General features: G+C 62.1%; 18 protein-coding genes. 10 read left to right on the forward strand and 8 right to left on the reverse strand.

The genetic code is table 11. From position 1 onward, the window contains the following. Positions 1–3: 3 nt before the first annotated feature. Positions 4–639, forward strand: a complete 636-nt coding sequence (gene maiA, locus LUU92_RS05425; RefSeq protein ID WP_071488613.1) for a maleylacetoacetate isomerase — start codon at positions 4–6, stop codon at positions 637–639. Positions 640–716: 77 nt separating this feature from the next. Then, positions 717–2,087: an MFS transporter gene (locus LUU92_RS05430; protein WP_257103266.1), complete on the forward strand. Its 1,371-nt coding sequence runs from the start codon at positions 717–719 to the stop codon at positions 2,085–2,087. 143 nt (positions 2,088–2,230) lie between these two features. On the opposite strand, the gene LUU92_RS05435 is transcribed toward LUU92_RS05430, so the two are convergent. After that, a complete protein-coding gene (locus LUU92_RS05435; protein WP_071488615.1) occupies positions 2,231–3,034 on the reverse strand; it encodes a SirB1 family protein in 804 nt (267 codons plus the stop codon). Between the two features lie 187 nt (positions 3,035–3,221). Here LUU92_RS05435 and LUU92_RS05440 point away from each other — a divergent pair, with 187 nt between their 5' ends. Beyond that, positions 3,222–4,241: a Glu/Leu/Phe/Val dehydrogenase family protein gene (locus LUU92_RS05440; protein WP_071488616.1), complete on the forward strand. Its 1,020-nt coding sequence runs from the start codon at positions 3,222–3,224 to the stop codon at positions 4,239–4,241. A 54-nt stretch (positions 4,242–4,295) separates the two neighbouring features. Here LUU92_RS05440 and LUU92_RS05445 read toward each other — a convergent pair whose 3' ends face one another. Continuing rightward, positions 4,296–4,556 carry a YebG family protein gene (locus tag LUU92_RS05445; protein WP_003171979.1) on the reverse strand — a complete coding sequence of 87 codons (261 nt, stop codon included), beginning with the start codon at positions 4,554–4,556 and terminating at the stop codon, positions 4,296–4,298. 248 nt (positions 4,557–4,804) lie between these two features. Between LUU92_RS05445 and LUU92_RS05450 the strand changes: the two genes are divergently transcribed. Further along, entirely contained in the window at positions 4,805–5,293 is a 489-nt protein-coding gene (locus LUU92_RS05450) for a phosphate-starvation-inducible protein PsiE (protein ID WP_058427808.1), read from the forward strand. Here the strand turns inward: LUU92_RS05450 and LUU92_RS05455 are convergent. Further along, positions 5,290–5,604 (reverse strand): DUF3509 domain-containing protein, encoded by a 315-nt coding sequence (locus LUU92_RS05455; RefSeq protein ID WP_092240918.1) that lies wholly within the window; start codon positions 5,602–5,604, stop codon positions 5,290–5,292. The two genes, LUU92_RS05450 and LUU92_RS05455, sit on opposite strands and share 4 nt — an antisense overlap. Positions 5,605–5,938: 334 nt before the next feature. Beyond that, positions 5,939–7,315, reverse strand: coding sequence for an L-serine ammonia-lyase (locus tag LUU92_RS05460; RefSeq protein WP_257103267.1), 1,377 nt, complete (start codon positions 7,313–7,315; stop codon positions 5,939–5,941). A gap of 137 nt (positions 7,316–7,452) precedes the next feature. On the opposite strand from LUU92_RS05460, the gene LUU92_RS05465 reads away from it, so the two are divergent. Next, positions 7,453–8,400 (forward strand): LysR substrate-binding domain-containing protein, encoded by a 948-nt coding sequence (locus LUU92_RS05465; RefSeq protein WP_071488619.1) that lies wholly within the window; start codon positions 7,453–7,455, stop codon positions 8,398–8,400. A gap of 212 nt (positions 8,401–8,612) precedes the next feature. Further along, the gene (locus LUU92_RS05470; RefSeq protein ID WP_071488620.1) at positions 8,613–9,023 is read left to right on the forward strand and encodes an HPF/RaiA family ribosome-associated protein; all 411 of its coding nucleotides are present in this window, start codon (positions 8,613–8,615) and stop codon (positions 9,021–9,023) included. A gap of 54 nt (positions 9,024–9,077) precedes the next feature. On the opposite strand, the gene LUU92_RS05475 is transcribed toward LUU92_RS05470, so the two are convergent. Beyond that, entirely contained in the window at positions 9,078–10,589 is a 1,512-nt protein-coding gene (locus LUU92_RS05475) for an MFS transporter (RefSeq protein ID WP_257103268.1), read from the reverse strand. Between the two features lie 105 nt (positions 10,590–10,694). Between LUU92_RS05475 and LUU92_RS05480 the strand changes: the two genes are divergently transcribed. After that, entirely contained in the window at positions 10,695–11,567 is an 873-nt protein-coding gene (locus LUU92_RS05480; protein ID WP_257103269.1) for a LysR family transcriptional regulator, read from the forward strand. Here the strand turns inward: LUU92_RS05480 and fecA are convergent. The 3 genes from fecA to LUU92_RS05495 all read right to left on the reverse strand — a co-directional run bounded on the left by fecA (position 11,564) and on the right by LUU92_RS05495 (position 15,418). Further along, positions 11,564–13,900: a TonB-dependent Fe(3+) dicitrate receptor FecA gene (gene fecA, locus LUU92_RS05485; protein ID WP_071488623.1), complete on the reverse strand. Its 2,337-nt coding sequence runs from the start codon at positions 13,898–13,900 to the stop codon at positions 11,564–11,566. The genes LUU92_RS05480 and fecA overlap by 4 nt on opposite strands. Positions 13,901–13,991: 91 nt before the next feature. Continuing rightward, positions 13,992–14,933 carry a FecR domain-containing protein gene (locus LUU92_RS05490; protein WP_102591578.1) on the reverse strand — a complete coding sequence of 314 codons (942 nt, stop codon included), beginning with the start codon at positions 14,931–14,933 and terminating at the stop codon, positions 13,992–13,994. After that, positions 14,930–15,418, reverse strand: a complete 489-nt coding sequence (locus tag LUU92_RS05495) for a sigma-70 family RNA polymerase sigma factor (protein ID WP_071488625.1) — start codon at positions 15,416–15,418, stop codon at positions 14,930–14,932. The genes LUU92_RS05490 and LUU92_RS05495 overlap by 4 nt, the downstream gene beginning before the upstream one ends. Positions 15,419–15,588: 170 nt before the next feature. Between LUU92_RS05495 and LUU92_RS05500 the strand changes: the two genes are divergently transcribed. The 3 genes from LUU92_RS05500 to LUU92_RS05510 are packed head-to-tail and all read left to right on the forward strand — an operon-like array spanning position 15,589 to position 17,789. Then, a complete protein-coding gene (locus LUU92_RS05500) occupies positions 15,589–15,891 on the forward strand; it encodes a DUF3649 domain-containing protein (RefSeq protein WP_071488626.1) in 303 nt (100 codons plus the stop codon). Next, a complete protein-coding gene (locus tag LUU92_RS05505; protein WP_257103270.1) occupies positions 15,888–17,462 on the forward strand; it encodes a PepSY-associated TM helix domain-containing protein in 1,575 nt (524 codons plus the stop codon). The genes LUU92_RS05500 and LUU92_RS05505 overlap by 4 nt, the downstream gene beginning before the upstream one ends. Next, positions 17,463–17,789 (forward strand): DUF3325 domain-containing protein, encoded by a 327-nt coding sequence (locus tag LUU92_RS05510; RefSeq protein WP_071488628.1) that lies wholly within the window; start codon positions 17,463–17,465, stop codon positions 17,787–17,789. Positions 17,790–17,792 lie beyond the last annotated feature (3 nt).

Genomic DNA, 17,792 nt, shown 5'->3' on the forward strand with positions numbered 1-17,792 from the left:
GCGATGGAACTCTACACTTACTACCGTTCCACTGCGTCGTACCGGGTGCGCATTGCCCTGGCGCTCAAGGGCCTGGATTTCACTGCCGTACCGGTCAACCTGCTGGTGCCGGCGGGCGGTGCCAATCGCCAGCCGGAGTACCTGGCAATCAACCCGCAGGGCCGTGTGCCGGCGTTGCGCACCGATGAGGGCGAGCTGTTGATTCAGTCGCCGGCGATCATCGAATACCTGGAAGAACGTTATCCACAGGCACCGCTGCTCTCCAACGACCTGGCGACCCGCGCCCATGAGCGTGCGGTGGCGTCGATCATCGGCTGCGATATTCATCCGCTGCACAATTCCAGTCCCCAGAACCTGCTGCGCCAGTGGGGGCATGACGAGGCGCAGGTGCTGGAATGGATCGGCCATTGGATCAGCCAGGGCCTGGGTGCGGTGGAGCAGTTGATCGGCGACACGGGGTTTTGTTTTGGCGAGCAGCCGGGGCTGGCCGATACGTTCCTGATTCCCCAGTTGTATGCGGCGGAACGCTTCAAGGTGCCATTGGCGGCGTACCCGCGCATCGGGCGGGTGGCGGCATTGGCGGCGCAGAATCCGGCGTTTGTGAAGGCACACCCCGCCAATCAACCTGACACGCCTTAGGACACACTGTGGAAGGGTGCAAGCCCCTTCCACATTTTGACCTGCAACACCCTTATAAAAATAATAGGTACCTTGCGATGCATAATCAGATTGCCAGCTTTCGCGCGGCACTCGACGCCCGTCCGGTGTCGCGCTACCAGTGGTTGATTCTCCTGTTGCTGGCGCTGCTGCTGGTGACCGATGGCTACGACGCCCAGGTCCTGGGTTATGTGGTGCCGGCGCTGGCCCAGGACTGGGGGCTGGAGAAGGCTGCCTTTGGCCCGGTGTTCAGCGCCAACCTGCTCGGGCTGACCTTGGGCTCGTTGCTGGTCACCCCGCTGGCGGATCGTTTCGGGGTACGCCGTATCCTGCTCGGCTGTGTGCTGATCTACGCCACCCTGACTGTGCTGATGGTGTTCGCCAACTCGCTGACCACGTTGATGGCCGCCCGATTCATCTGTGGCATCGGCATGGGCGGCGCAATGCCGAGTGCGATGGCGTTGATGTCGGACTATTCCCCTCCACGCCTGCGCACATTGATGGTGACTTTGGCGGCTTGTGGTTTCTCGTTCGGCGGCGCGGCGGGCGGGTTTGTGGCGGCGGGGTTCATCGAAGGGTTTGGCTGGCAGGCCGTGTTTCTCGCCGGTGGCGTGACGCCGTTGCTGCTGTTTCCGTTTCTGGTGTGGCTGTTGCCGGAATCCCTGCCGCGTCTGTTGCGCGACGCTCCGCCTTATGTGCGGCTGCAAAGCGTGACGTCGCGCATGTTGCCGGGCTGGCAACCGCCGTTGGCCACCGAGGCGCAAAACCAACAGCAGCAGGGCAGCAAACTGACGGTGGTGGAGTTGTTCCGCAATGGTTATGCACGACCGACGTTGCTGATCTGGGCGACCTTTTTTGTCAGCCTGATCCTGTTGTACTTCATGATCAGCTGGTTGCCGTCGCTGCTGCTGGAAAGTGGGCTGGCGTTGAAAGAAGCCAACCTGGTGACCTCGATGTTCCTGTTCGCCGGGACCTTGGGCGCCATCGGCATGGCCTGGTTCGCCGACCGTTTGAAAAGCAAGGTGCGACTGTTGTCCGGCGTGCTGGCGATAGCGGCGGTGTGCACCATCCTGCTCGGCCTGAACCATGACAACCCCCGTTACCTGGTGGCCTGTGTGTTTGCAGCCGGGTTTTGCATCATCGGTGGGCAACTGACGCTCAATGCCTTTGCCAGCAATTTTTATCCGGCACAGGTGCGCGCCACGGGGACGGGCTGGGCGTTGGGGGTGGGGCGGTTTGGTTCAATCCTGGGCCCGTTGTTTGGCAGCATGTTGCTGGCGATGCATATCCCGGTAGAGCAGATTTTCTTCTTCTGCGCGATACCGGCGGTAGTGGCGGCGTTGTTGATTATCCAGGTGCGTTCGCCTGGGGCTGGGGGGCCGAAGAGCGCGATGCCCGGCGATATTCTCAAGGCACCAGCCAATCACTGACACTGCGAGCGAACTAGCTGTGGCGAGCGGGCTTGCCCCGCGCTGGGTCGCGAAGCAGCCCCCAAAATTGGGCCTGCTACGCAGTCCAACGCGGGGCAAGCCCGCTCGCCACAGAAAGAGATAATCTCCTGAAAGTCGTGGGTTCAGTGCACCACTGAGTTGGGCGGCAAATGCCCCAGGCGTTCGGTCAGGCGCAGGCGCTGGATCGGGTCTTCGCTGAGCATCAGCGCGTGTTCCAGATCGAAGCGCTCGGCGTTGGGGCAGTCCAGGCGCTGGTACAGGCTGGCCCGTGCCAGGTAATCGGCGGCGCTGGCATTGCCCAGTTCCAGCACACGTTCGGCGTCGACCAGGGCCTCGAGCGGGGCGTCGTTGGACAGGTGCAATTGCCGCAGGTTGCGGGACAGTCGCTGCAGGATCGAACGCGGGTCGGCGGTGTGCAGGTGGTCGGCCTGCAGCTTGAGGTTGGGGCCGTACTGGCGTTGCAGCAGGTCGCGGCAATCATTGGGATACAGGCGCCGGCCGCCGCACGGGTCCAACAGGTGATCGGCGCCGGGTACGCGCAGCAGGAAATGCCCGGGGAAGTTCACGCCGACCATGGGGATATCCATCCGTCGCGCCAGCTCCATGGCGATCAGCCCCATCGCCAGGGGTTGTCCGCGCTTGCGTTGCAACACCTTGTCCAGCAAAGCGGCGGCGGGGCGCAGCGGGGTGAATTCATCCTGGGCAAACCCCAGGTCATTCAGGCGCCGCAGCAACGGCTGGCCCAGCTCATCCGCCGGCAGTACGGGCATGCCGATGCTCACCTGTTGTTGCAGCAGCGTCAGCTCCTGCAGGATCACGGATGGCTGCACCGCCGGGTCATGCTCGGCCGCAATCCACAACGCTGCTTCAAACAGCGCGGGCGGGGAGCGTTCCAGGCAGGCGAAAAAGGCTTTGCGGGGGTTCATTGCGTTCTCCGGCGGATGCCCCCGTTTTAGCCTTGCTGGGAATTTTCGTCCAGTGGCTTGGGAAATATCCTGCGCGCTTATGTCGCAAGCCCTACCAAATCGGCCGGCTTATTCCAGCGTATTCCGGCAGTTTTCTACCGCAAGCCTATACTTGGCCCACTACCAGAAGTGACTCGGGAGCTTGACGATGTTTGCTCTCATGCACAGCACCCGCCTTGAATCGCTGCACTTGAGCGTCGACCCGGTCACCGGGCTGAAGGCGGTCATTGCCATCCATAACAGCCGTCTGGGGCCTGCCCTTGGCGGCTGTCGCTACCTCTCCTATCCCGACGACGAAAGTGCCGTGGCGGATGCCGCGCGCCTGGCCCAGGGCATGAGCTACAAGGCGGCCCTGGCCGGTTTGCCGGTGGGCGGTGGCACCGCCGTGATCCTGCGTCCCGCTCATGTGGAAAACCGTGCCGCCTTGTTTGAAGCCTTCGGACGTTGCATCGAACAACTCGACGGTCGCTATATCACGGCCATCGACAGCGGTACTTCGGTGGCCGACATGGACTGCATCGCCCAGCACACCCGCTACGTCACCAGCACCACCGCTGCGGGCGACCCTTCGCCCCACGCTGCCATGGGCGTGTTCGCCGGCATCCGCACCACCGCCATGGCACGCCTGGGCAGCGACAACCTCGAAGGCTTGCGTGTCGCCATCCAGGGCCTGGGCAACGTCGGCTTCGCCCTGGCTGAACAACTGCACGCGGCCGGGGCCGAACTGCTGGTGAGCGACATCGACCACGGCAAGGTGCAACTGGCCATGGAGCAACTGGGCGCACACCCCATCGCCAATGACGCCTTGCTCAGCACGCCGTGCGACATCCTCGCCCCCTGCGGCCTCGGCGCCGTGTTCAACCGCCAGAGCGTCGGCCAACTGCGCTGCGCCGCCGTGGCCGGTTCCGCCAGTGCACAACTGACCCACCTCGACAACGCGGATCAACTGGAGGCGCGTGGCATCCTCTATGCACCGGACTACGTGATCAACTCGGGAGGGCTGATCTACGTCGCCCTCAGGCACAGCGGCGCAGAGCTCCCTTCCATCACCGCGCACCTGTCCAACATCGGCACGCGCCTCACCGAAATCTTCGCCCACGCCCAGGCCGAAAAACGCTCACCCGCCCGCGTGGCCGACGAACTCGCCGAGCGCCTGCTTTACCAATAGCCAGGTAGTAAAAAGGCCCTGAACCAATGATTCAGGGCCTGTTCAATTCGGGCTTTATTCCGCCGCCGCGTTCAGCAACTCGGACAACGCGTCCGGCTGGCTCTTGAACGCCTTGGCGAACACATCGCGGTTCTTCGCCATGTAGATCCCGGCTTCTTCCACCTGCTGCTCGCTCAGGGACGGCACGGCCTTTTGCAACACTTCTGCGAGCAACTCGGCGAGTTCAAGCATCTTGTCATGACGGTCAGCTTCGGCTTTATCCATGAACAAACGCTCCAGATCTCGGCTGCTGCGGTATACCACTTCGACGGCCATTCACCACCTCACATGCCTTCACGATAGTTGTCTTTTGCGACCACTGTATTTATATACAGCTAAAAGGGTAAGCCAAACCGTGGGGTTTGGGTAGCAGTTTTTTAATGTAGTCGGGAAATACGGGATTGGAGTGCCTCATATCACCCCGCCATCATCTTATACCTGCCCCTGGCCTTTTTTCTGCATGCAGAACAACCGTCACGTCCAACCCGCATTATCCGGTCGAGTCGACCTAAGGAAGCATCATCGTGAAAATCAACTGGGCCGAAAGGCTGCGCCAGCAAGTACATGGTCTGGCCGAGTCCCTGGGCAATCTGTTCGTCGAGTCGTTCCACTACCTGGCGCTGTTCGCCATTGGTGCGGTGACGGCCTGGGCGGCGGTGATGGAGTTTCTGGGGATGCTGGAGAACGGACACATCAAGATCGATGACATCTTGCTGCTGTTCATCTACCTGGAATTGGGCGCGATGGTGGGGATTTACTTCAAGACCAATCACATGCCGGTACGCTTCCTGATCTACGTGGCAATCACCGCGCTGACGCGTCTGCTGATCTCCAACGTGTCCCATCACAACCCGCCGGATGTAGGCATCATCTACCTGTGCGGTGGGATTCTGCTGTTGGCGTTCTCGATCCTGGTGGTGCGCTATGCCTCATCGGCATTCCCTTCCGTAAAGGTCGAAGGCCCGCGTCGCAAGGGCGAGGCGAGCCTGGAAACCGAGAAGGGCGAGCTTTAAAGCCCGACGCTGAAGGGCAGGGTACGGGCAGGCGGCCGCTGTAGCACTTTGTGGTCGCCATCCGTCATCACCGTGAGGATGTCCATGGCGCTGTGGCCCTGCTCGATGGCGATGCCGAACTGGATGCTCTGCACCAGACGTTTGAGCCGCTTGGGATCATTGCGTTGCTCGGCGCTGATCATGCGTTTGGCTACCACGCCCTGCTCGTTGGAGAGGGTCAGCATGATGCTGCCGTCCAGGCGTTGAATGCTCAGATTGACGCGGTATTGCGGGGTGAAGGTGTCGGTGATGATCTGAAAAGGATTGTCCATGGTGTGTTACCGCCTGATAAGAACATGCAGTCATTGACGACCGGTGTCGGGATTAGTTCGCGTCTCCTGACCACCGGCCACTTCGTCGCTGAGGTTTCACAAAGTCCGTTTGCCTCATGAGCTGTACAGCAAAGGCCGTGCCGTGTGGGGCGCGTATCCCAATGTGGGAGGGGGCTTGCCCTCGATAGCAGACTTTCAGCCAATGAATGCTTGGCTGGAAGACCGCTATTGAGGGCGAGCCCCCTCCCACCGTTGTTTTGGGTCGTGCTTGAGTGGGGTGACCTGTTTCAGGGCAGTCCCGAGAAAACGATCGCTGACAGCGCAACCAAGCCGATCAGCACTCCACCCAGCTGACCGCCAGGCCGCCCCGTGAAGTTTCTTTGTATTTGTCATGCATATCGGTGCCGGTATCGCGCATGGTGCGGATCACCCGGTCGAGGGAAATGAAGTGCTTGCCGTCACCGCGCAGGGCCATTTGCGTGGCGTTGATCGCCTTGACGGCGGCGATGGCGTTGCGCTCGATGCACGGCACTTGCACCAGGCCACCGACCGGGTCGCAGGTGAGGCCGAGGTTGTGTTCCAGGCCGATTTCCGCGGCGTTTTCCAGTTGCTCGGGGGTTGCACCGAGCACGTCGGCCAAACCGGCGGCGGCCATGGCGCAGGCCGAACCGACTTCGCCCTGGCAGCCAACCTCGGCACCGGAAATGGATGCGTTTTTCTTGCAGAGGATGCCGACGGCGGCAGCGGCCAGGAAGAAATTGACCACGTCGTCGTCAGACGCGTCGGCGTTGAACTTCATGTAGTAATGCAGCACGGCCGGGATGATCCCGGCGGCACCGTTGGTGGGCGCGGTGACCATGCGCCCGCCGGCAGCGTTTTCTTCGTTGACGGCGAGGGCGAACAGATTGACCCATTCCATGGCGGACAAGGTGGAGGTGATGACATTCGGCTTGCCGATTTCCAACAGGCTGCGGTGCAGTTTCGCCGCGCGGCGTGGCACATCCAGGCCGCCCGGCAGGATGCCTTCGTCGCGCAGGCCTTGCTCCACGCATTCGCGCATCACCGACCAGATATGCAGCAGGCCGCTGCGGATATCGGCGTCGCTGCGCCACGCACGTTCGTTGGCCATCATCAGTTCGGAAACCCGCAGGCCGTGCTTGTTGCACAAAGCGAGCAGTTCGACGGCACTGGAAAAGTCGTAGGGCAATTGCACATCACTGGCTGGTGCGATGCCGGAGGCTGCTTCGGCGGCTTCGATAATGAAACCACCGCCTACCGAGTAATAGGTTTGCTCGCTCAGCAGGCCGTTTTCACCGTAGGCGTGCAGGGACATGGCGTTGGGGTGGTAGGGCAGGCTTTCGTCCAGTAGCAGGAGGTCGGTGTGCCAGTTGAAGGCAATGTCCTGCTGGCCGGCGAGTAACAGTCGGCCGGATTCACGCAGTTGCTGGATACGGGCATTGATCGAGGTGGGGTCGACGGTGTCCGGCCACTCACCCATCAGGCCCATCACACAGGCGCGGTCGGTGGCATGCCCTACACCGGTGGCGGACAGCGAGCCATACAAGCGTACTTCCACGCGGCGGGTGGCGCTCAACAATCGTTGGTCGATCAGGGCTTGGGCAAAGGTCGCCGCCGCGCGCATGGGGCCGACGGTATGGGAGCTGGAAGGGCCGATGCCCACTTTGAATAGATCAAAAACACTGATAGCCATGCTAAACCCTTACAAGCAATGGAGTAGGAATCGCTGCCATGTTTTGTAGGCCGAGCGCAATTGGCGCGATACTGAGCCTCTGGCACGACACTGACCAACGAATTATCCTAAGACACCCTTTAGCGAGACTAAACGCTATGACCCGGCCCCTCCATGGCCAGACGTATGTCTGGCTGCACGTTTTTTCCTGTGCTGCGCGGCACCTGTCGTTCACCCGTTGTGCCGAAGAACTGCACATCACGCCGGGCGCGGTGAGCCAGCAAATCCGTCAGTTGGAAGAGCGATTGGGGTTTCGTCTGTTTCATCGACGTGCCCGTGGGGTGGAGCTGAGTGCCGAGGGGCAACGTTTGGCCGCGACGGTGGGCGAGGCCTATGGCAGCATCGACGCGGAGTTGCAGCGCCTGGACGCGGGAATGATCAGCGGCACCTTGCGCCTGCGCTCGATCCCGTCGTTTCTCGGCAAGTGGCTGACCCCTCGGTTACCGCGTTTGCAGCAGCGCTTTCCGGATATCCAATTGCGTATGGTCGCCGAGGACAGCAGCATCGCCTTGCATGAGGGCGACTTCGACCTGGCCGTCGACTTGAACGACGGCAGCTACCCCGGCCTGTTATCCACCGCCTTGCTCGACGAGCAGATCTTCCCGGTGTGCGCGCCGAGCCTGCTACGCGGTCGCCCACCGTTGCATGGGCCGGCCGACCTGGTGCATTTCCCGCTGCTGCATGACATCACCGCCTGGCGTGGCAGTTATGAGTATGCGGAGTGGGAGTTTTACTTGAATGCCATCGGCTACCACGACGCCGATGTGCGCCGTGGCCACACCTTCAACCGTAACCACCTGACCATCGAAGCCGCCATCGCCGGCATGGGCGTGGCCATCGCACGCCGCACCTTGCTCAACGATGAATTGGAGCGCGGCACCTTGATCGTGCCCTTCGGCCTGGCCGTGCCTAACCATAAACGCTACGTACTGCTGTATGCGCCGGGTGCGCTGAGCCATCCGGGCGTGCGTGCGGTACATGATTGGCTGGTGGAGGAGGCGGAGATCTTTCGCGGATTGCACCCGTTGGGAGAGGGGCAACTTTAAGGTTGATTGCACGTAAGAAGATGTAACTAACTCCCCACCCTAACAGCGTTTTTGCTCGTCGTCAGGCTTAATTTGTAATGTAGGATTTATCTTTGCAAAGGGGTTGAATTGTTCTGCGGACTGCTCAATTGTGTAATCAAGAGGTCATGGTTTCACCGCCCCGGTGTCGCAGTTGTGACCTCTCGCGAGCTAGCTGAAATAAGGGAAGAACTATGCAAATCCAAGTCAATAGCGATAACCATATTGAAAGCAGCATCCGACTGGAGGAGTGGGTACGTACTACCATTGAGAGCACGCTCGAACGTTACGAAGAAGACCTGACCCGAGTGGAGGTCTACCTGCGGGATGAGAACGGCGACAAGCCCGGTCCCCACGATTTGAGTTGCCGCCTGGAAGCGCGGCCAAAAGGCCATCAGCCACTGTCGGTGCTGCACAAGGCCGATACGCTGGAACAGGCCATCGACGGTGCGGCGACCAAGCTGGACCATGCGTTGGAACATCTGTTTGGCAAACTGCAAGGCAAGCCACGCGCTGCCGGGAAAAGCCAGCCAACCACCAAAGTCAATGAAGATGAGCTTGAGCAGGAGTTCCTGGAAAAAGAACGTGCCGTGTTCAACGGCTGATAACGTTCTCGCGCTCCACTAAGAACGGGCCTGCAACTGCAGGCCCGTTTTCATTTACTGTCCGCGTCGGAAAAAGTACCGGCTCGATAGCGCCAGCCCACACGCACCCAACCCTGCAAACAGCATCGCCCAGCCGGCACCGTGGCGCAGTGCGGCCTGTGCCTGCGCGGCGTTCAACCCCGGTACATCGAGCTTGCCGGCCGCGATGTTCTGGCTGATGCCCGGCCAATCCAGCGCCGTGGCGTCGGGCAGTACATTCGCCAGTTGATCGCTGATCCCCAGCAACAGCACCAGCCCCATCAACGCGATGTTGAGCGCCAGGGTAATCAGCCGTGCGCTGAGGTCGATGCCCGAGGCCATGCCGGCGCGGTCCGCCGACACCGAGCCGGTCGTGGTGTTGGTGGTGGGGGAGTTGGTCAGCGCCAGGCCTGTGCCGGCAATGATGCAACTGCCCAGGATCAGCAGGATACTGGGTTGCGCCACCCCATTGGCAGCGGCCATGGCCAGGAAGCCGACACCCATCAACCCCAGGCCCAACGGAATGATGCGCTCGGCGCCATAGCGCAGGGCCAGGCGCTCAGCCAGCGGCGGTACCAGCAGTGTGGGCAGGGTGTAGGCGAGCAGGGCGCCGCCGCTGGTCAGGGTGTCGTAGCCCAGGCCGGCCTGGAAATACAACGGCAGGTAGATCATGAACGGCCAGAAGCTGAAATTCATGCCGATCGAGCCCATCAAGGCGCCATTGAAGCGCTGGATGCGCAATACCGAGAAGTCGAACATCGGGTGGGCGCTGCGTCGTTCAACGACGATGAACAACAGCAACCCGGCCACCGCCAGTCCCGCCCAGCCGAGCATGACTGGTGTGCCAAAACCGTTCTCGGTGCCCTGGGTGATGAAATAGACCAGCGCGAACACCGACAGCGTCAAGGTGAGCATGCCGGCGATGTCCAGGCGATGGCTGGCCGGGTCACGGGACTCCTGCACGCTGACATGCAACAGCACCAGGGTGAACAGGGTGAGCGGTACATGCACCAGGAACACCCAGCGCCAGTCCGCCACTGCCAGGATCAACGCCCCCACCATCGGCCCGAAGCCCAGGCCCACGCCGGCGATTACGCCCCAGATTGCGAACGCCCGTGCCCGCGCCGCCGGTTCGCGAAACAGGTGCGACAGAATCGCGAACTGGCAGATCATCATCGCCCCGGCGCCCACGCCCTGGACGAAGCGTGCGGCAATCAGCGTCGGTGCATCGTTCGCCAACCCACACGCCAGCGAAGCCAGTCCGAACAACCATAGGCACAGCACCAGTATGCGCTTGCGGCCAAAACGGTCCGCCAGGGTGCCGGCTGCCATCAATACGCTGGTGCAGGCCAGTGTGTAGGCATTCATGATCCATTGGGCATCCTGGAAGCCTGTGCCCAATTGCTGCTCCAGCGTGGGCAGGATCACCGGCACGCTGGAGATCTCCAGGCCGAACATCAGGGCGACGAGGCATACGGCGGTGAGGGCGAGGCCGTTTCTGGCGGTGCGGGGTGGGTTGACGGCCGATAAGGTGGCGGCGGGTGGCATGGGATTCTCCTGAGGTTGAGGGGGCGTTAGATTTTCAGGGGAATCTGTTTCTTTATTCGTGATAAGTTTTCCATCAACAGGGGAATCAAGGGCGACAATATAATCATGGCCACTGCGCGTTTCGATGGCGTTGAACTCTTTCTGCAGATCGTCGAAAGCGGCAACCTGACGGAAGCCGCCGAACGTCTGAATCTCACGCGCTCGGCGGTGGGCAAGGGCCTGGCGCGGCTGGAGGCGCGGCTGGGGACTTGCCTGTTGCAGCGCTCCACTCGCCGCCAGCGTCTGACGGAAGACGGGCAGGCGTACTACGAGCATTGCCTGCGCGCACTGACCGAACTCGAAGCCGCCGAATCGGTGCTGGAGAGTGGCCGGCAGTTGCCACGCGGCCGGCTGCGCGCCAGCGTGCCGCTGGCCTTCGGGCATCACTATGCGGCGCCCGCGTTATGGGGGTTGATGGACCGTTACCCGCAACTGGAGATCGAGGTGTGTTTTGCTGACCGTATGACCGACCTGGCGCAGGAAGGCTTCGATATCGCCGTGCGAATCGGTGCTTTGCCTGACACCGAACGCTTGAGTGCACGGCGCCTGGGTGAACAGTCGGTGGGGCTGGCCGCTTCACCGGCGTACTTGCAGCGGGTGGGACGGATTGAATCGACGGATGACCTTGCCGGCCACCGCGGCATTGCCTACCGCAGCAACACGCCGCATCGTTCGCGGGTCGTATCGCCGTTGGTGCTGGATGACCTCCAGGCCGTGGCGGACGCTGCTATCGCGGGCGTCGGCCTGGCCTGGTTGCCCAGTTGGTTGATTGCACACTATGTGCTGCGCGGGCAGTTGGAAGCGGTGTTGCCCGCCTACCGTGAGCAACCCTCGCCGATCCACGTGATCTGGCCGACCGCCGCGCATATGCCGGCCAAAACCCGCTGCGCCATCGACGCCCTGGTCGCGGCCACTCCCAGTTGCCTGGCGGGCAGTTAGAACGCGATCGAGGTCTGTACGTACACCGTGCGCGGCTCGCCGACGTATTTGCCCTTGTTGTTATCGTCGAACGAGCGCGTGTAGTACTGCTTGTTGAAGATGTTTTTCACCCCCACCGCTACGTTCAAATCCGACAACTGCGGGCCGAAGTCGTAGGCGGCACGGCTGCTGAACAACATATAGCCCGGGATACGTCCATTGGCACCGTCGGCACTTTCGGCCTGGGTGTTGGCGTTGTCGGCGAATTGGCTGCTCTGGTAGCTGCTGTCCAGGTTGAGTTTCCAGCGGCCTTCGGTATAACCGACGCCGAGGGTGCCTTTGTGCTTGGACGAGAAGGGCACGCGGTTGCCTTTGTTCGGGCCGTCCTCGCGGATGGTGGCGTCGACGTACGCGTAAGTGGCGTACACATCAAACCCGGCCAGCGCCGGGCTCAAACCATCGAGCGCGTAGTTGACGCTGGTCTCGATACCCTGGTGGCGAGTTTCGCCACGGGCAATCACCGAGTCGTTGGTCTGGTTGCTTTCGTACTGGTTGTCGAAGTTGATCAGGAACGCGCCGATCTCGGCACGCAAGGTGCCGTCGTCGTAACGGGTACCCAGTTCCCAGGTGCGGGCTTTTTCCGGTTTTACTTCGCCGCTGGTCACGCGGTTGGGCATCTGGCTGTACTGCACGCTGCCGAACGAACCTTCGGTGTTGGCATAGAGGTTCCAGCTGTCGGTGAGGTGGTAGAGCACGTTCAGCGCCGGCAGCGCGGTGTTGTAGTCACCCTTGTATTTGACGTTGCTCAGGTTGTTGGTTTGCTGGGACTCGATCATCTCGTAGCGCACGCCCGGGGTGATGGTCCACTTGCCGATATCGATCCGGTCGTCGATGAAGAATGCATTGGCTTCGGTGCCGCCACGGGTGTCGCGGTCGTTGCGGCTGTTGGTAGTGGGAATCTGCTGGTTGGCGGCAATTGGCGTGCGATAGCGCAGTTCGTGGCCGGCCTCGTTGATGTAGCGGTAGCCGACGCCGACTTCGTGGCTGGTCGGGCCCACATCAAAGCCTTGGGCGAAGCGGGTCTCGATGCCACGCACCCAGTACTCGCGCGGGGACAGCGAGAGGAAGGTGCCCTGGTCCAGGTAACCACTGCGCAGGGTCTTGGTGAAGAAGCTATTCACGGTGAACTCGCGACGATCCTGCTCATAGCGGTAGCCGACGTTGAACATCGTGCGGCGGCCCCAGAATTTGTCGTAGGGGCGGGTGGACTGGTACGGATCTGCCTTGTAGTCCGCAACGTTCAAACCCCCAGGCATATCGGCCTGGCCTTCGTAGTACTGCGCCATGGCGTTGAAGCTGTTGGCGTCGTCGAGCTGGTATTTACCCTTGAGGATCAGGTCGTCGATGCGCGTGTTGCTGTTCTCGCGCCAGTCGCCGCCACGGGTGCCGGAGTACAGCAGCGCACCGCCCAGACCATTGTCGGCCGTGCCGCCGGCCAGCAGATTGCCGGTGGTCTTGAAGCCGTCATGGCTGGAGGACGGGCTGGTTTCGGTCTGCAGGCCGCCTTTGACCGTGGGCGCATCCGGGATCGCCCGGGTCACGAAGTTGACCACGCCACCGACGTTCTGCGGGCCGTAGCGCACGGCGCCGCCGCCACGCACCACGTCGACGGCATCCATGTTGCCCATGCTGATCGGCGCAAACGACAGTTGTGGTTGGCCGTACGGCGCAAACGGCACCGGAATACCGTCCATCAGTACCGTGGAGCGCGAGGCCAGGCGCGGGTTGAGGCCGCGAATACCGAAGTTCAGCGCCATGTCGTGGCTGCCGGTGCCGTTGTTGTCCGGGGCGTTGACGCCGGGGATGCGATTGAGCACGTCCCTGGCCTGGGTGGCGCCCTGGCGTTCGAACTCTTCGCGGCGGATCACATCTCGGGCGCCGGGGTGTTCGAACACATTGGTTTGCGCTGCGTCGCCGAGCCAGTCGCCGACCACGCTGGAGGTGCCCAACTCAATAGTGGTCGGTGCATTGGTCGGTTGCAGGCTGTAGGCATTGTCGCCTTCGGCGCGGGCTTGCAGGCCGGTGCCTTCCAGCAGTTTCTGCAGGCCGTCTGCGGTGCCGTAGTTACCGGACAAGCCACGACTCTGCATGCCCGCGGTGACTTGCGAACCGAAGGAAATCAGCACACCCGCTTCACGTCCGAATTGATTCAACGCCGCTTCCAGCGAAGTCGGCGCGATGTGATACGGCTTGGCATCGGCCGCCATGGCGTGTGGCAGTACCGTAAGACTCAGGCTGGCGCCAAGTAGGAACTGGCGCAGGGTGCGGGCGAGAAGCGTGGGTTGCTGGGGCATGAAGAGCGGTCCTGAGAAGAAAGGATCAAGGGGGCTTTCCTTCTCTGTCACGCGAGGTGTGGAAAACGGCTCACAGTGTTTTGAATTAATTTCAGGCGCGTGCCTGCACCGTCACCCAATACCGCGTGAAGCGCCGCACTTTCACCGGCAGGCTCACTTCCAGCAGGTCCAGAATCCGTTCGCTGTCGTCCAGCGGGTAGCTGCCGGAGATCAGCAGGTTGGCCACCTGTGGGTCGCAATTGACCTGGCCACGACGATAACGGCCGAGTTCGCCGAGGAAGTCTTCCAGGCGCATGTGGGCTGCGACCAGCATGCCGTCGGCCCAGGCGCCGCTGTTGGCGTCGCTAGGGCGCGGGGTGTCCCAGCCTTTGCGGGTGAAGTTGACCTGGCGCGCGGCCTCGACCGTCAGCGGCAGGCCGCTGTAGGTGTTGGGCATTACCTCGACGCGGCCATCGAATACCGCCAGCTGGGTGTGGTCGTTGAACTGACGCACGTTCATGCGTGCGGCCTGGCTGGTAAGTAGACCCTGGCCGGTCAACACGTTAAGCGGTGTATTGCCGGCGATACCGGTCAGCAGGATTTCGCCTTCAAGCAGGCGGATCAGTCGTTGCCTGCCATCGAAGTGCACATCCACCGCGCTGCCGGTATTGAGTTGCAACTGGCTGCCATCGGCCAATTGCACCTTGCGGCGTTGGCCGATGGGGCTGCGGTAGTCGGCGCTCAGCGGCGGCAGGATATGTTGCTGGCGCAGGCCCCAGGCGGCGGCCGAACCGGCACCGAGGATCAACAGCAACTTGAGCGCCTGGCGGCGGCTGGTGGAGGTTGGCGCGTTCAACGCCGCATGGGCAAGGGGCGAGGGCATGCCGCGCAGGCGCTGGTTGACGCGTTGCATGTGGTCCCAGGCGCGCTGGTGTTCGCTGTGGGCGTTCAGCCAGTGTTGCCAGGCAGCCTGCTGGCGAGGGTTGAGTCCGCCTTGCTGCATTTCCATCAGCCAATGCACGGCCTGTTCGGCGACTTGAGTGGAGAAGTTCATAGGGCAAAATAGCAGCGCATGGCCGCTTTGGTCAGGTGACGTTTGACGGTGGCGATGGAAATCCCAAGCTCCGCGCCGATTTGCGCGTAGGTCAGCCCATCCAGTTGCGCCAGCAGGAAGGCGCGCTTGACCTGCACCGGCAGGCCGTCGAGCAGTTGGTCCAGCTCGACCAGGGTTTGCAGGATGATTGCGCGTTCTTCTTCCGATGGCGCCACGTGTTCGGGCATGTGTGCCAGGGCATCGAGGTAGGCGCGTTCCAGGTCTTGGCGGCGGTAGAAGTTGAACAGCACGCGCTTGGCAACCGTAGTGAGAAACGCGCGGGGCTCGACCAGGGTGGGCGTTTCCCGCGCGGTGAGCACGCGCATGAAGGTGTCCTGGGCCAGGTCGGCGGCGCTTTCCGGGCAGCCGAGCTTGCGTCGCAACCAGCCGGTGAGCCAGTGGTGATGGTCGGTGTACAAAACTTCGACGGTGTTGGACGGGCTCAACGGGGACACTCCACAAGCATCGCCATGCTTTAGAGAACAAGAATTGTTCGCATTGTAGGGCGCGTGAGTGGCTTCGGCAATCCATCCGCACAGGTGATTCATCCGTTCTGTTTTGCTTATGAGAATATTTATCATTAATATTGCGCGCTGATGAACCTGGCGCCTCCTGCATGAAAAGCAAAACCTCGCTGCCTGTCTCCTATCGTCTCGCCGTGACCTCGCGTGTGCTGGCTGCCGTGGTGGGCGGTTACCTGATGGCGTCCCTGGCCAGCATCTGTCTGGCGCTGTGGCTGCCTACCTCTCGCGCCGATGCGGTGATCACCGGGATGATGAGTTCCTTCGTGTTTTACCTGCTCGCTGTGCTCTGGTGTTTCGCCTGCCGCAGTGCCGCACGCGCCTGGTTCGGTGTGCTGCTGCCAAGTGCGGCGTTCGCCACCCTGGCGGGCGTGGGTTTGTGGATGACACGAGTATGAAAGAGGGTTTCCGTCAGGCCATGGCCTGGTTGCACACCTGGGCCGGGTTGATCTTCGGCTGGCTGCTGTTTGCAATTTTCCTGACAGGCACCCTGTCGTATTTCAAGGACGAGATCAGCCACTGGATGCAGCCCGAAGTGCAGGCCCGTCCCCTGGACGATGCGCGCAGCCTCACCGTCGCGCAAACCTATCTGCAGCAGGTCGCACCCACCGCCGCACGCTGGTTCATCACCTTGCCGGACAGCCGCGACCCCGGCCTGTCGGTGATGTGGCAGGACAAGGTCGACCCCGGCAAGCGTGGCAACTTCATCCAGAAAACCCTCGACCCCGTCACCGGCCAGGCCGTGCAGGCCCGTGAAAGCATGGGCGGCGAGTTCTTCTACCGGTTCCACTTCCAACTGCAAATGCCTCACCCGTGGGGTCGCTGGCTGTCGACCATCGCCGCGATGGTGATGTTCATCGCGCTGATCACCGGCATCATCACCCACAAGAAAATCTTCAAGGACTTCTTCACCTTCCGTCCCCGCAAAGGCCAGCGTTCCTGGCTCGACGGGCACAACGCGGTGGGTGTGCTGGTGCTGCCTTTCCATCTGATGATCACCTACAGCAGCCTGGTGATCTTCATGAGCATGGTGATGCCGGCGCCGATCCTGGCTTCCTATGGCAACGACACCCGCGCCTTTTTCAGCGAGGTGTTCCCGAACACCAACAACGCGCCTGCATCGGGCCAGCCAGGCACATTGCTGCCGCTGGTGCCGATGTACGAGCAGGCGCGGGCACAGTGGGCGGGCGGGCATGTGGGGCGCGTGGCGGTGAATAACCCCGGCGATATGAACGCCTCGGTCAATGTATTGCGCGCCGGTTCCGACAGCGTAGTGCACGATTTCGGCAGTACCGTGTCCTTCAATGGCAGCACCGGCGAACTGTTGCGAGTGAGCGGCGGGCAGTCGCTGCCGGCGGCCATCGGCGGCAGTTTCTACGGCCTGCACATGGGCCATTTCGCCGGCCCGGTGCTGCGCTGGTTGTACTTTATCTGCGGGCTGGCGGGCACGGCGATGATCGGCACCGGGCTGGTCATCTGGCTTGGCAAGCGTCAGCTCAAGCACCTCAAGAGCAATGTGATGCCGTTTGAACTGCGTCTTGTGGAAGTACTCAACATCGCCAGCATGTCTGGCCTGATGATCGCCATCGCGGCGTTTTTCTGGGCCAACCGCCTGCTGCCGGTGACCTTCGCCGAACGTTCCGGCTGGGAAGTGCAAACCTTCTTTATTGCCTGGGGCCTGAGCCTGCTGCACGCCATCCTGCGGCGTGGCCGCCAGGGTTGGGTCGAGCAGTTGAGCGTCGGCGCATTGCTGTTTATCGCCATTCCATTGCTCAACGCGTTGACCACCTCGCATCACCTGGGCGTTTCATTGGCCACCGGAGACTGGGCCATGGCCGGCTTCGACCTGACGAGCCTGGCCAGCGGAATATTCCTCGGCTGGGCCGCCTGGAAGATGCGGCATCGCACCGTGCCTGCGCCCAAGGTTGAACGCACACGCGGGTTGACGCTTAAGCAGGAGGCGAACTGAATGCTGCTTGCACTGCTGATGTGCTACGCCGGCTTTACTGCGCTGTGCTTGTCCACCGACCGTCATCACGGCGAACTGTTGCACAGTAGACCCACGCCTCGCCGGCGCCTGGGTTTGCGTGTGGCCGGGTGGTTGCTGCTGACCGTGTCGATCTGGCCCGCCGTGGCCATCGCCGGTTGGGGCCAGGGCCTGGTGGAGTGGTGCGCCGTGTTGATGCTCAGCGCACTGCTGTTGGTGCTGCTGTTGCCGTATCGGCCAAGGCTGGCCCTGATCCTGGCGGGTGTCGGCCTGCTCGCCAGCCCTGTCGCAGCCTTCGCCACCCTCTGAGCC

The sequence above is a fragment of the Pseudomonas extremorientalis genome (genome assembly GCF_024584605.1).
GTDB classification, from domain to species: Bacteria; Pseudomonadota; Gammaproteobacteria; order Pseudomonadales; family Pseudomonadaceae; genus Aquipseudomonas; species Aquipseudomonas extremorientalis.

What these genes read in the sequence shown, in the direction of transcription:
- maiA (WP_071488613.1), top strand. Translation starts at nt 4, where the DNA reads ATGGAACTCTACACTTACTACCGTTCCACTGCGTCGTACCGGGTGCGC.
- LUU92_RS05430 (WP_257103266.1), top strand. Translation starts at nt 717, where the DNA reads ATGCATAATCAGATTGCCAGCTTTCGCGCGGCACTCGACGCCCGTCCG.
- LUU92_RS05435 (WP_071488615.1), bottom strand. Translation starts at nt 3,034, where the DNA reads ATGAACCCCCGCAAAGCCTTTTTCGCCTGCCTGGAACGCTCCCCGCCC.
- LUU92_RS05440 (WP_071488616.1), top strand. Translation starts at nt 3,222, where the DNA reads ATGTTTGCTCTCATGCACAGCACCCGCCTTGAATCGCTGCACTTGAGC.
- LUU92_RS05445 (WP_003171979.1), bottom strand. Translation starts at nt 4,556, where the DNA reads ATGGCCGTCGAAGTGGTATACCGCAGCAGCCGAGATCTGGAGCGTTTG.
- LUU92_RS05455 (WP_092240918.1), bottom strand. Translation starts at nt 5,604, where the DNA reads ATGGACAATCCTTTTCAGATCATCACCGACACCTTCACCCCGCAATAC.
- LUU92_RS05460 (WP_257103267.1), bottom strand. Translation starts at nt 7,315, where the DNA reads ATGGCTATCAGTGTTTTTGATCTATTCAAAGTGGGCATCGGCCCTTCC.
- LUU92_RS05465 (WP_071488619.1), top strand. Translation starts at nt 7,453, where the DNA reads ATGACCCGGCCCCTCCATGGCCAGACGTATGTCTGGCTGCACGTTTTT.
- LUU92_RS05470 (WP_071488620.1), top strand. Translation starts at nt 8,613, where the DNA reads ATGCAAATCCAAGTCAATAGCGATAACCATATTGAAAGCAGCATCCGA.
- LUU92_RS05475 (WP_257103268.1), bottom strand. Translation starts at nt 10,589, where the DNA reads ATGCCACCCGCCGCCACCTTATCGGCCGTCAACCCACCCCGCACCGCC.
- LUU92_RS05480 (WP_257103269.1), top strand. Translation starts at nt 10,695, where the DNA reads ATGGCCACTGCGCGTTTCGATGGCGTTGAACTCTTTCTGCAGATCGTC.
- fecA (WP_071488623.1), bottom strand. Translation starts at nt 13,900, where the DNA reads ATGCCCCAGCAACCCACGCTTCTCGCCCGCACCCTGCGCCAGTTCCTA.
- LUU92_RS05490 (WP_102591578.1), bottom strand. Translation starts at nt 14,933, where the DNA reads ATGAACTTCTCCACTCAAGTCGCCGAACAGGCCGTGCATTGGCTGATG.
- LUU92_RS05500 (WP_071488626.1), top strand. Translation starts at nt 15,589, where the DNA reads ATGAAAAGCAAAACCTCGCTGCCTGTCTCCTATCGTCTCGCCGTGACC.
- LUU92_RS05505 (WP_257103270.1), top strand. Translation starts at nt 15,888, where the DNA reads ATGAAAGAGGGTTTCCGTCAGGCCATGGCCTGGTTGCACACCTGGGCC.
- LUU92_RS05510 (WP_071488628.1), top strand. Translation starts at nt 17,463, where the DNA reads ATGCTGCTTGCACTGCTGATGTGCTACGCCGGCTTTACTGCGCTGTGC.